Source organism: Stieleria neptunia, from assembly GCF_007754155.1.
Taxonomy (GTDB): domain Bacteria; phylum Planctomycetota; class Planctomycetia; order Pirellulales; family Pirellulaceae; genus Stieleria; species Stieleria neptunia.
The window spans coordinates 2615043-2627979 of record NZ_CP037423.1; the positions used below are offsets into that span (position 1 = coordinate 2615043).

The 12937-nt window shown below is 58.0% G+C and carries 7 protein-coding genes; 4 read left to right on the top strand and 3 right to left on the bottom strand.

The annotated features are described in order from the left end of the window. Positions 1 to 169 precede the first annotated feature (169 nt). On the bottom strand, positions 170 to 1555 hold the full coding sequence (locus tag Enr13x_RS09135) for a two-component system sensor histidine kinase NtrB (protein WP_145385724.1): 1386 nt from the start codon (positions 1553 to 1555) through the stop codon (positions 170 to 172). 585 nt (positions 1556 to 2140) lie between these two features. Here Enr13x_RS09135 and Enr13x_RS09140 point away from each other — a divergent pair. The 4 genes from Enr13x_RS09140 (at position 2141) to Enr13x_RS09155 (ending at position 10190) form a co-directional block, all read left to right on the top strand. Then, on the top strand, positions 2141 to 3481 hold the full coding sequence (locus Enr13x_RS09140; protein WP_145392203.1) for an IS110 family RNA-guided transposase: 1341 nt from the start codon (positions 2141 to 2143) through the stop codon (positions 3479 to 3481). Between the two features lie 546 nt (positions 3482 to 4027). Then, positions 4028 to 7123 carry a DUF2309 domain-containing protein gene (locus Enr13x_RS09145; RefSeq protein WP_145392204.1) on the top strand — a complete coding sequence of 1032 codons (3096 nt, stop codon included), beginning with the start codon at positions 4028 to 4030 and terminating at the stop codon, positions 7121 to 7123. A gap of 149 nt (positions 7124 to 7272) precedes the next feature. Beyond that, positions 7273 to 8667 (top strand): proton-conducting transporter transmembrane domain-containing protein, encoded by a 1395-nt coding sequence (locus tag Enr13x_RS09150; protein ID WP_145385726.1) that lies wholly within the window; start codon positions 7273 to 7275, stop codon positions 8665 to 8667. A 47-nt stretch (positions 8668 to 8714) separates the two neighbouring features. Beyond that, a complete protein-coding gene (locus Enr13x_RS09155) occupies positions 8715 to 10190 on the top strand; it encodes a proton-conducting transporter transmembrane domain-containing protein (protein WP_145385728.1) in 1476 nt (491 codons plus the stop codon). Positions 10191 to 10341: 151 nt separating this feature from the next. Here the strand turns inward: Enr13x_RS09155 and Enr13x_RS09160 are convergent, their stop codons facing one another. Beyond that, positions 10342 to 10719: a SpoIIAA family protein gene (locus tag Enr13x_RS09160; protein ID WP_145385730.1), complete on the bottom strand. Its 378-nt coding sequence runs from the start codon at positions 10717 to 10719 to the stop codon at positions 10342 to 10344. Positions 10720 to 11218: 499 nt separating this feature from the next. Continuing rightward, positions 11219 to 12325, bottom strand: coding sequence for a hypothetical protein (locus Enr13x_RS38845; protein ID WP_231744175.1), 1107 nt, complete (start codon positions 12323 to 12325; stop codon positions 11219 to 11221). Between the last annotated feature and the right edge of the window lie 612 nt (positions 12326 to 12937).

Sequence of the window (12937 nt, forward strand, 5' to 3'; positions counted from 1 at the left end):
GGATCTGCTGAGTCAATGGTGAGCCGCTGGCCGTCAGGCCTCGGGCAGCGTCGCAGTGCCCGGCCGCTTACGCGTCGCGGCTCACAAAATCGACAGCCCGCTTGCGCCGTTCCGCGAACACCTTCAGAGCCAGAGTCGCTGGCGTTGGACGCGCGCCCGCGCGGCCCCATCATTCTGCCCCGAATCGTTCTGTCATTGCTCCCCCACTTTCCACCGTCCCGACCGGCAGCACCACGGTGAACACGGTGCCTTCGTCGCTGGTTTGCAAATCGATACTGCCGTCGTGTTGGCGAATGATTTTGTCGCACAAGGCGAGTCCCATCCCGGTGCCTTCGTTGCGGGTCGTGAAATAGGGGTCAAAGACCTGGCCCTGAATCTCCGCGGGGATGCCGGCTCCGGTGTCGCTGACGGCAATCTTGACATTGCCGTTCTCTCCGGCGATTTCAAACCGCAACGTCCCGCCCTCGGGCATCGCCGCCAGAGCGTTGATCGCGAGATTTAAAAAGACCTGCTCCAAACGCGTCGAATCGGCTTGGATCATCCCGACCATCTCCGACGGCAGGTCAGCCACCAGTTTGACGTTCTGGTGTTCGGCTTGGGGACGAAGCAACCGGATCAGTTTTTCGATCAGGAATGTCACGTCGACGGGCGCGCGGCCGAGCTCGGCGACGGAGGCATAGTTGCGGAATCCATCGAGCACGTCATTGATGCGTCTGACTTCCGTGTTCAAAATGTCTAACAACTCGGCGACTTCTGCATCTTCGCTCTCCTGGTCCAAACGTTCGCACAACAGTTGAATGTGCAGCGACAGGGCGCTCAGCGGGTTCTTGATTTCGTGTTGCAAACCGGCCGCGAGCGATCCGAGGCCCATGTAGCGCTCCATCCTGCGGAGCCGTTCTTCCATCAGCGTTTTTTCGGTGACGTCGCGAACGTGAATCACCATGCCGATTTGCTCGTCGTGTCGATTGTGGAGCATCGTGCACCCGGCGCGCAGCGTCGATGGATGACCGTTGCGAAGCACGCAGTAGTCTCGATCGCGAATCGGTTGATGGTAGGTCGTGATTTCCTCGCAGATCTCGTCCAGCAAGGCGTGCTGCGGATCGATCTCCGACAACCGGGTGCCGACGCCATCACCGTCCAATCCGATCAGCTCTCGACTGCTGGGGTTGGTGCTGGTGATGACCGCGTTCTTGTCGGTGGTGATGATGCCGACATCCATGCTGGCAAGGATATCCGCCGACAGCACTCGCACGTCGCGGAGTGTTCGTTCGCTGCTCAAGTAACCGCGAACGACCAGCGCAAAGGCGATCGCGGTGGCGACGATGTTCAGAACCAGCAGGAAGGACAAGCTGCTTTGAAGATTCAAATCGCCGGAGAGTTCCTTGGCAACTTGCAGGTCGCTTTCGGGCAAGTGTTGAATCAAACGCGCCACGATCTCCTGTTCACGACGGACGTTGGACAGGATCCATGCGGTGACGGAGACGGCGGTCAGACTGAGCAGCGCCAGCCCGAATGCGAATCGGCGAATCCCCCGCCCGTCATGAGAGTCAAACATCGCGTGTTGCTGTGAGAAGGCTGTCGTTGGAGAAAACTGAAACTGACGAGTTTATCCGCCGTCACACTCTTCCATCATGCGTTCTTCGTGGATTTTAGTGGCTAACCGCTCAGGCCCCAGGTTTTTCGAGGCATTGCTGCGATGTCCGAATGGGGAGAGCGAGGACAAACGCTCAGTTCAAACGACCCTCCGCCGACACGGGGGCCGGCGGAGGGTATGAAGCACCTTCGGCGCATCGCAGACCAGGTGATTCCTTGGCGGGTTGCTCCTCAGCCGCCGCAGGCCACAAGTGACCAAATGATTCCGAGGAACTGGGTGTGAGGATTATCATGTCGGATACGCGGCGGGTCGTGGAGGCCGTTCTCTACGTGGTGCTTCGTGCCCGCTTCTCAGCCTGGTCCCGGGAGTTTGCTTGAAAATGACATTGGTGGCTCGCCTCACGGCGTTGACCCCGTTTGAGAGAATAACAGAGCCCTACTCCCGCGCCTGCCGCGTTTTTCCGTTGAAGTCACCTTTCGGAGTTCCGCCATGGCCAAGAAGAAATCCTCTGGGAAACCTAAGCGTCGATCACGTGGTGGGTTTCCGATTGACAACGCACCCGTTCCACAATCACTTGACACAATCAACTTGAACGCTGCCGGCATCGATATTGGTTCGACCCAGCACTATGTTGCCGTGCCCTCCGATCGCGACTCATCACACGTTCGCTGCTTCGGCACCTTTACATCCGATCTGGCGTCGCTCGCAGATTGGTTGGAAGAGTGCGGAATCAAAACGATTGCAATGGAGTCAACAGGGGTCTATTGGATTCCAGTTTTCGAGCTTCTCGAAGCCAGGGGGTTTGAAGTGAAGCTTGTTGAGCCTGGCAAGCTGAAGAGCGTTCCTGGCCGAAAAACGGATGTCTTGGATTGCCAGTGGATCCAGCAGCTTCACACATACGGTTTGCTGGCCGGATCGTTTCGACCGGATTCGGCAATTTGTGTTCTGCGTTCTTACATGCGGCAACGAGCCATGCTCGTCGCCAACGCGAGCGAGCATATCCAACGGATGCAGAAGGCGATGATGGAAATGAATGTCCAGCTCCATCACGTCATTTCGGACATCACCGGCACCACTGGCCTTGCCATTTTGGATGCCATTGTTGCGGGCAGTCGAGACCCTCACCTACTCGCAAAACTTCGCGATCCAAGGTGCAAAAATGACGAGTCGACGATCGCGAAAGCTCTGGAAGGCAATTGGCGTGAAGAACATGTATTTGCGTTAAAACAGGCTCTGGAACTGTACCGTTTTTACGGTTCCAAACTGTCGGAAGTCGATTCCAAGCTTGAAGAACATTTGGGTACATTTTCCGACCGAAGTGACGGTGAGATTCTGCCGAAGCTGAAGGCTCCTAAAGCTGGAAGCAATAGCCCCCGGTTCGATATGCGCAATCAGCTCTACCGGGTGCTGGGCGTCGACATGACGACCATTGATGGGATTAGCGGTCAATCCGCAATCACACTGATTTCTGAAATCGGTACCGACATGAGTAGGTGGGCAACAGAGAAGCATTTCACTTCTTGGCTTTGCCTATGTCCGGGCAGTAAGAAGACAGGTGGGAAATTGCTCAGTGGTAAAACACGTACAAGTGCGAACCGAGCCGCCGCCGCACTTCGAACAGCCGCCGCGTCCCTGGCACGATCAAACTGCGCCTTAGGAGCGTTCTTTCGCAGGATCCGTTCCCGTCTTGGTTCACCCAAAGCGATCACGGCGACGGCCCACAAGCTCGCGAAAATAGTTTATGGGATGCTGAAGTACGGGAGGGAATATGTCGATGTCGGCAACGACTATTACGAACAGCAATACAAGAAGCGAGCAATGGAAAACCTGGCGAAACGGGCAGCTGCACTCAACCTGCGAGTGGTCCCCAATGAACTAGCTGGGTAGGAAGTTCCTTGAGAGTAGAGCCCGCCTCCGCTTCACCTGGCTTCGCCATCCTACCGAACAGAACCATCGGACATCGCAGTCATCCCTCAAAAAACCTTCCCCGAGTATTCGAGAACAGCCACTAAACTCGCGGAAGAACCTCCATCATGAGATGCGTTTCCGATTGGAAATTTGGTTGCAGATCGATGCGTTGAACTGATCGATGCGTTGAACTGTGCAAATCTTTGCACGTACGTGCAAGCCGATGCACCCTGCAAGCTGGGGGCCGGTTGCATCTCGATGCGTTGACGCAACGCCATGCACCTGCCCGACTTTCAAGCAAGGGGGATGCCATTGCCCGCTGTTGCGTCGCTCCTTCCTGGTTTTTTTCTGATCGGTGACTGTTACAAATGTCCGTATTTGGGGGGCCGACTGGCATTCGGGGGCTGCGGCCGAGGCGGTCATCATCGGTTTGGTACGAATTGTGCCTAATAGATGACGTCAACACGTGATCACAACGCAAGACATGAGGATGTGATCACTTTGCTCGAACCATCCATCGCCACCATGCAAGACGCGACCTCCGCCGTCATCCCTGCGACCGAAGCCTTCGTTCGGCTCGGCGCCGATCAACACGCCCACTTGCAAGCGGCGATCGAGCACGCGACACACTTCTTGCCTTCCCAGGGCCCCATTTCGGTCTTCGTTCACCACAACACCTTGCATTCGTTTGAGGGCATGCCCTTTGAACAGGCGGTGATCGAAGGCGGACGGCGTTACGGTTGCCAGCCCTATTGGCCGGAACAACGCTATCGAAGCGAACTGGCTCGGGGGCGGATCTCAGCCGAGGATCTGCGCCAAGTCTTGATGGATGACCTGGATGAGGAAGCCGATGAATTGGTCGCCAGTTTCGGGACGCGCTACACCCTTCGATTGGCCATGCTGCAGATGACGCTGCATTCGGCTCCCGATGCGGAGCTGAAATGGTTGCTGGCCGAATCGGATCTGCTGAGCCGGTTTCGCGCCGAGGTTTCGCCACAGCGCGCCGAACAGATGGTGGGAAAGACCCGCAGTTGGGTGATGCGTCATCTGGACCTGGGCGATGCGGGGACGCGATTGCCCGATGTCGTGGTGGCGGCGGTCGACCGTTGGCGCGGCCAGCCCATTGAATGGTGGTCCGACGCCCAGTGGCAAGCCTTCACGTTGGAACTACTGTGGCAAATTTCGCGTGACGGTGTCCGATCGGCCGGACTGCCCGAAATCGAACGGCGTGATCCGATTCGGCTTCGAGACTTGTTGCTGGAGGTTTCCGGGGAAGACATCGACGTCTGCGTCAATGAAGTGCTGATCCGTTTTTGCGGTGCCTTTCTCGACCAGGGCTTTTCCGATTGGGCATTGCCGGATCGAGAACTCGGATTCGCGCAGGCCTTTGCACGGTTGTATCAGGGATCGCTGGCGGTCACGCCGACGTGGATGAACGGGATCGTCGGTGAATTGAACGCGATCCAGGCCGAACCGTTCGATCCGCTCGTCTCGATCCGGCAGTCGCTCGATGCGTTGGGCATCGCCGAGGAAGAGAGCGAGGAGAAAATCGCATCGACGCTGCTGGCCCTGCGAGGCTGGGCGGGCATGATCTGGCAGATGGAGACAAACGCTCCGTTCCTCCAACACCCGGTTCCCCACGGAACGTTGAACGAATACCTGGCGATTCGCTTGATGCTCGAACGCTACGCGATCGCTGAATTCGGCGAACGGCTGTACGGGACACGCGATTATCGAGAGATTCGCCGGATCGCCGAACGCCGATTGGGTGCCAAACGGGGACCCTCGACCGACGAGCGGACGTACACGATCTTTCAATTGGCCCAGTCGGGCGGTTGGACACCCGAACAACTGGTCTACATGACGCCCGGGCAATGGGCCTGTCTGATTCGTGAAATCGAAACGTTCGATTCGGTCCAACGGCGCCGCGTCTTGCACGCCGCGTATGAACGACACTATCGCAATCAGACGCTCGATGCGATCGCCATCCATTCGGCTCGTCGCCGCCAGAAACGCCGGGACACCCGATCCGGCAAACCCGCCTACGCGGCGATTTTTTGCATCGATGATCGGGAAGAATCGTTCCGCCGACACCTGGAAGAAGTCGATCCGGAAAGCGTGACCGCCTCGGCCGCCGGATTCTTCGCCGTCGCCATGTATTACCAGGGCGTCGACCATGCCCACTACCGAGCGCTCTGCCCGGCGATTCTCACGCCGCAGCACTTCGTCCGCGAAGAACCACTTTTCTCGGCGATGCACGTCAGCGCAAAACGGGCCCAGCGCCGCCGCCGCATCGGTTGGTTCACGCATCAAGTTCATGCCCATTCGCGGACCATGATCGGTGGTTGGGTGACTGGGATTTTTGGGGCGTTGGCGACCTTTCCGATGGTGGCACGCATCTTGGCGCCGCGGCTGACGTCAAAGATTCGCGAAACGATGGGGTCCTTCGTCAAACCGCCCGCGACCGAGTTGCACTTGGAACGGACGGCAGCCGAGCCCGGACCGGAACCCGAATCGCTCGGCTACAGCTTGGACGAGATGGCGGGGATTGTGATCCGCATCCTGCAAGACATCGGCATGGTCGAAAACTTTCCTCCGATCATCGTCTTCTTCGGCCACGGCAGCGGCAGTCTGAATAATCCCCATGAATCCGCCTACAACTGCGGCGCGTGCAGCGGAGGACGCGGTGGCCCGAACGCCCGCGCGTTTGCCATGATGGCCAACGACCCCCGCGTCCGGCGATTGATTGCCCAACGCGGCGTGGAATTGCCCGATGACGTGCGGTTTGTGGGGGCGTTTCACAACACCTGCAACGATGACGTGGAGTATTACGATCTGGATCTCTTGCCGCGGACGCATCGTTCGTTGTTTCGCCGCATCGAAAAGAGCGTCAACGAAACACGCGCCCGAAACGCGCACGAACGAGCCCGGCGATTCGAATCCGCTCCGCTGGATCTGACCGCCGACGAAGCGCTCGAGCACGTCGAGGAACGGGCCGAGGATTTGTCGCAGGCTCGACCGGAATACAACCACGCGACCAACGCCGTCGTCACCGTCGGACGTCGCGACTGGACCCGTGGTCTGTTCATGGATCGTCGCGTGTTCTTGACCGAATACGATCCGGCGGTGGACGACGAAGACGTCAGCGTGCTGACCCGCATTCTGCAAGCGGCCATCCCGGTTTGTGCGGGGATCAATTTGGAATACTACTTTTCCACCGTCGATGTCGAAGGCTATGGGTGCGGATCCAAGCTGCCCCACAACGTCGCGTCGATGATCGGCGTGATGACCGGAGCCGCCAGCGATCTGCGACCGGGATTGTCGCAGCAGATGGTTGAAATCCACGAGCCGATGCGGATCCTGTTCGTCATCGAAACCTCGCCGGAAAAGATGGACAAGATCATTGACGAGAACCCGGGGATCGAGTGCTTGATCAAGGGGAACTGGGTGCAGATTGCGCTGATCGACCCCGAGACCTCGACGATCATGCGGTACGTCAACGGAACCTATCAACGCTATACCCCGGAGTCGAGCGATTTGCCCGTCGTCGCGTCGTCGGCCGATTGGTACCGCGGCCAACGCGATCACCTGGGCTATGCGTCGATCGAGGAGCACTCGTGAGATGTGCCGATTCAAGCGTGGGGTAAGCATCCTGCTTTTCAGCTCGAGACAACTCGGCGATCGCAAGCTGGAAGCTTACACCACTTTTCGCAAGCTGGAAGCTTACGCCACTTCGGCCCGCACCCTGCATTTGATTTGAAGCCTTTATCATGACTCCCCTGCACTTACTCTTTCACATCCTCGGGACGGCGGTGGTTGTCAGCCCGATCGTGTTGTTGGCGATTCTCGGGCTTTCGACACTCGTCAATCGTCCCTTGAGCGAAACGTCGATCGCGCGTCTGACCCAAGCGGCCGTGCTGTTTTCGTTGCTGCCCGCCGTCGCGATTCTGGTGATCATGCTCGCAACGGACATCCGTTACGTGCCGATCGAACTGGGCAACTGGGTCACGATTCCCGAGGAGCAGTTTCAGTTCCATTTGAAGTTCGCTTTCGATCGTCTCAGCATCCCTTTCTTGATGCTTTCCTGCGTCCTGTGCGGCGTGGTGGGGGCCTTCACACGTCGTTACTTGCATCGCGAGGAAGGTTATGGGCGTTTCTTCCTGTACTACGCGATGTTTTTTTGCGGCATGGTCCTGTCTTCGCTGGCCAGTACGATCGAAACGTTGTTCGTCGGCTGGGAAATGGTCGGTCTGTCATCCGCGCTGCTGGTGGCTTATTTTCACGAACGGACCAATCCGGTCCGCAATGGTCAGCGGGTGTGGTCGATTTATCGCCTCAGCGACGCCGCGTTTTTGATCGCCGCGATCACGATGCATCACATGACCGGCGAAGGCGATTTCGGGGGGCTGATGAGTAGCGGGGTTTGGCCCGAAGGAACGGCCGCGATCACATCCAGCCAGGCCTTGATGGTCGGGGCGTTGCTGTTGATCGCGGCGGCCGGCAAGTCAGCCTTGTTTCCGTTCAGCGGTTGGTTGCCCCGAGCGATGGAAGGCCCGACACCGTCGAGCGCCATTTTTTACGGCGCGCTGTCGGTTCATTTGGGCGCGTTCTTGCTGCTAAGGCTCAGTCCGATTCTCGACGCCTCGTTGACTCTGCAAGTGATGGTCATCAGCCTCGGTGTCGTCTCGGCGGTTTGCGGCGCGGTCATGTCACGCGTGCAAAATGACGTCAAGGTCTCGCTCGCCTACGCCTCGCTCACCCAGGTCGGAATCATCGTCGTGGAAATCGGAATGGGGCTGAAATACCTGGCGCTGATCCACATCATCGGGCACGCGAGCCTGCGGACGATGCAATTGTTGCGTGCACCGACGTTGCTCAGGGATTACAGCGATTTGGAAAACAAGATGGGCATGCGATTGCCGCGTGATTCATGGGTGGGGGTTGGTTTTTTGCCACCGCGGATGCAGCGTTGGTGCTATCGGTTCGGATTCGAGCGGGGGTTCATGGACATCGCTTTGGACAAGTGGATCGTCCAACCATTCGTGCGGGTGTTCCATTGGTGCGATTCGGTGGAGCGACAGGTCACCGACGCATTGTCCCATGAAGCGTCACGTGAATCGGACCATGCCGAATTGCACCCCGAAGATATAAAGTCCGCGGCCTAACGTCTCAACGCCGAACATTCGATTCACCTACCCCAGCAACGCCCACGATGCCCGAGTTTCATTTTCCCTGGATTGAAGTTTCCATTCTGGTCCCCTTGTTCGGGGCGGTTTGGATTCACTTGCTCGGCAACCGAGACAACATCTTGCGACACGCCGTCGCGATCTGTTCGGTGACGCTGGCGTTGACGATCGGCGAACTGATCGATTTTGTTTTGATCGGGACGTTCGAGGCGCACGACCATTGGCCGTTTATCGATTGGATGTTCGATCGAGACGTGTTTGTCGTCGACGAACTCAGCGCGTTCCAATTGCCGCTCGCTGCGTTGATTTTCCTGGTCACGGTGATGTCCACGTTGCGCACCAAAGCGCCACGATTTTCGCTCAAACTCGCGTTGGTTTCCGAGACGCTGGTGTTGGCAACGTTTAGCTGTCGCAGTTCTTGGACGTTGATCGTGTTTCTGATTGCGGCGACGGTTCCACCCTATTTGGAACTGCGGAACCGTCAACGGTGCGCGCGTCTTTATGTGCTGCACATGGCCGTCTTCGCGGTGCTGCTGGTGGTCGGCTATGGTTGGCTCAGTGTGATCGATGTGAACAGCAGGGCTGTGCTGATTCCTGGTGCGTTGCTGACGGCGGCGGCGCTGTTTCGCAGCGGCGTGTTCCCGTTTCATCTGTGGATGACCGATCTATTCGAAAAAGCGACCTTCGGCACCGCGATTCTGTTTTCCACACCGCTGGTCGGTGCCTATGCCGTGATGCGGTTGGTGTTGCCGATCGCGCCGTCGTGGGCATTGCAGAGCATCGCCGTGCTCTCGTTGGTGACGGCTGTCTATGCGGGATCGATGGCCTTGATTCAACGAGAAGCCCGCCGGATGTTTTGCTTTTTGTTTCTCAGCCAATCCGCGTTGGTGCTCGCCGGATTGGAATTGGTCACGCCGATCGGACTGACCGGTGCGTTGTGCCTGTGGCTGTCCGTGGGGCTGTCGCTGACCGGGTTCGGGATCACGCTCCGTTGTATCGAAGCACGGATCTCGCGGGTCGCGCTGGTCGATTACCATGGGTTGTATCGTCAGATGCCCATGCTGGCCGGGTTCTTCCTGTTGACCGGACTGGCTGCGATCGGCTTTCCCGCGACGGTCGGCTTCGTCGGCATGGAACTGCTGATCGAAGGTGCGGTGGATGTCTACCCGCTGGTCGGAACGATGGTGGTGATCGCCGCGGCACTTTGCGGGATCACCGTGCTCTCCGCCTATTTTCGCATCTTCACCGGACATCCGACACGGACGCAGGTTCCGATGCACGCCCGTCCGGCCGAACGGATTGCGGTGCTGATGTTGACCCTGCTGATTCTCGGCGGCGGTTTGGTGCCGCAGCCCGGCGTCGCGTCACGTTACCACGCCGCCAAAGAATTGACCCGCCTGAGGCAAGCGAATCCGATCAACGAGTACGACGGCCCTTCCGGGCCGTCGTCCGCTGGACTCCCCACGACGACCTGGAAAGGACGTCGTACATCGGTCCGCTGACCACATCACACTCAATCAACGAGATCATGAGGATTCGTCGCGTTTCGCAGCGTTCCTAAGCTGGACGGTCCCTTGAGGCGATTCCCGTTCGCTGCGATGCAGCAACAGCGGGCGGCTAAAGCCTGCACACCAACGCGTCTGTCCGCGCCATTTATTTCTCGGAGATCCAATCCCAGGCGGCGTCGATGTCGCTGGCGTCGAAGTACTTGATCGTGGCGGCGGTGAAAGGTTTACAGAACACCGCCATCCACTTTTCCCAGGTGCTGTCACCGACCATGGCGATTCGCTCGATGTCGCGAAAGTGTTGGATGTCGAACTTGATGTCATCCCACAGGGCTCGGGCCGTCCAGCCGTGGAAATCGTCCAGTTCCAGCAACACGCGAATCTTTCCATGTTTTTGAATCACCTGCTCGATGTCGGGGCCGAAGATTTCGTAATCTTCGTGGTTCATCGTACCGCTGACGTGCAAGTGAATCACGTTGCTATCGCTTCGAGTCGCCAAGTCGACTTCACTGAATCGAACGCCCATCAATCGGCCCTTCCGTTGAAAAGAATAAGAAAATCGCAGGTCCAGATCGCCCGAGTCTAGCCTCTACGAGCCGGGAAAGCAAAAATCGCCCGCCCCACCCGGTCCCAACCCTTCGGGGACACGGCACCAACCCAACAACCCCAGGGACACGGCACCAGCCCAACACAACAACAACAACCCCGGGGACACGGCACCGGCCCAACACCAACTCCGGGGACACGGCACCGGCCCAACACAACAACCACGGGGACACGGCACCGGCCCAACGGTCGGGGACACGGCACTTATTCTTCACCGCAGAGATTCGATCGTTGCGGCAATTGCTGCGGCCGACGATTTAGGCTGTGGTTGTCGATCAGACTAAAACATCACAGGCGACGTCGCACTGCCTCTGTCAGCGGTTCCGCATACCGAGACGCTTCAATAACGCGGCGAGCACGTTGCGATCATGCGAAGCCTTCGTTGCAAGATCAAACCAGATCGATGAAGCCGGTTCAAACTAGGTCGCTTGTGCGAACAGCTCACGCGTCCGCTGCAGGACGTGAAACCGGCGACCGGTTTGTTTGCCACGTCGCTGATCGATGTTCTCCGGTAATCCGGCCATCGTGGTGAATAGGTCGTCAAAGTGGGCCACAAGCTCCAGCCAGACTGTCGGCGATAAACCGAGCCGAACTAGAATTGGCGGGAGATTGTCAGGGGTACGTCCGGCTTTGCCGACCGCCGATTGTCGCGCCGACCAGTCAAGTAGCTCGAGGTATTCTGCAGCGCTGATCGGTAGGAACCCCTTGTCGCTGCAGCGTGTATCACATTGGCTCGGTTGGGGGCCGGGCAACTCCGTCGATTCATTCAGATCAACCGGCGCAAGAAACGAATCTGCAAGCGGGCGGACACACCTGTCGGCGGCCTCCGACGCATTGTCGGGTGCCGAGGTAGGGTTAGACGTCGGGGCTTGCGTTTCCGCCGTGATCGCTTCGATTCGGCGCTGAGCCGACGTGTGATCACTCAGCTCCAACGTTTCGGCCATGCAAGCTCGAATCCAATTCAAATCCACGTAGACGGCACAAGCCAACACGGACTCCTCGTCAATCACTGGAATGCCCTTGAAGCGGTCTTCGAAGAACCGGCCGCTGGAGCCATCTTCACGATTGGCTCGCTGGGCGACGCGCTGGTTCAATAGTCGCATCCACCAGGAAACATCACTGAGCCGTAGGCGTATCAGTTCCAACCGGGGCGGGCAGTTCCGAATGGTGTCCAACTCGGAATCCAAAGGCGGCAAGGGGTTGCCGTGATCGTCTGTGCGTTTAGGGCAAATCATCAACCATCGTCGTGCCACTTCGGTGTCGTCCCAAGTCTGGACGATGTCGGGGCGCGAACGAAGCATCTGATGGTGATGACTGGAGAGGACCGAATACGCCAGAACGTCGATGGCAAATTGGCCAGCGAAATGCTCGATCAACCCTTCAATCCAGCCCTTGCGATGATCGCAGTTTTTCCCCGACAGCGGATCGTCGCCAAACAACCGGCAAGCCCGTGTGGTACGACTGATGGCGTGAACGATTTGAACTTCGCGAGGGTCAATCTTATCGCAGCGATTAGAACGTGACATCGCATCCTCCATTACAGACTCGATTCTAGACGTTGCTACGGTTTGAAGGGCCTCTTCAAATTGCGTAGCCCAAGAACGAGCCGCATAGTGCGATTCCACGAGCCGTCATCGCACCACAAATCGACTCCTATGTCAACCATTTCTGCTTCAGAATCGATCTGAAATTAATGACAATGCTTGCGGCATTGATAGCATTGAGTCGAACCGATGTGCCCTGTCCCCAGGTGCTCTGTCCCCGGGTGATTTTGACCCCAGGTGATTGAGTCAAAACGATGTGATCTATCCTCGGGTGATCTCTTGTGCCATGTCCCCAGGGGCTCTTATTGCACCAAAAATTCAGCTCAGATCCGAAACAATCGTTTAAGGTTGATAGCATTGGATTGAATCGACGTGCCGTGTCCCCAGGTGACGGTGTCTCCGGGTGAAGTGGTGCCGTGTCCCCGGGTGGTTGAGGTGCCGCGGTGCCGTGTCCCTGGGTGGTTGAGGTCGTGTCCCTGGGTGGTTGAGGTCGATTGGGGACGTGGGTGGGGTGGGACTGATTCTGGCTGTGATTTGAGTCCATTGACTTGCCGTCTCGAAGCGGACTGGCAGGATGGTAGGGGACGGGCGGCT

Coding starts and splice junctions, on each gene's coding strand:
- Enr13x_RS09155 (WP_145385728.1), top strand. CDS start 8,715: ATGCCCGAGTTTCATTTTCCCTGGATTGAAGTTTCCATTCTGGTCCCC.
- Enr13x_RS09135 (WP_145385724.1), bottom strand. CDS start 1,555: ATGTTTGACTCTCATGACGGGCGGGGGATTCGCCGATTCGCATTCGGG.
- Enr13x_RS09150 (WP_145385726.1), top strand. CDS start 7,273: ATGACTCCCCTGCACTTACTCTTTCACATCCTCGGGACGGCGGTGGTT.
- Enr13x_RS09145 (WP_145392204.1), top strand. CDS start 4,028: ATGCAAGACGCGACCTCCGCCGTCATCCCTGCGACCGAAGCCTTCGTT.
- Enr13x_RS09160 (WP_145385730.1), bottom strand. CDS start 10,719: ATGGGCGTTCGATTCAGTGAAGTCGACTTGGCGACTCGAAGCGATAGC.
- Enr13x_RS38845 (WP_231744175.1), bottom strand. CDS start 12,325: ATGTCACGTTCTAATCGCTGCGATAAGATTGACCCTCGCGAAGTTCAA.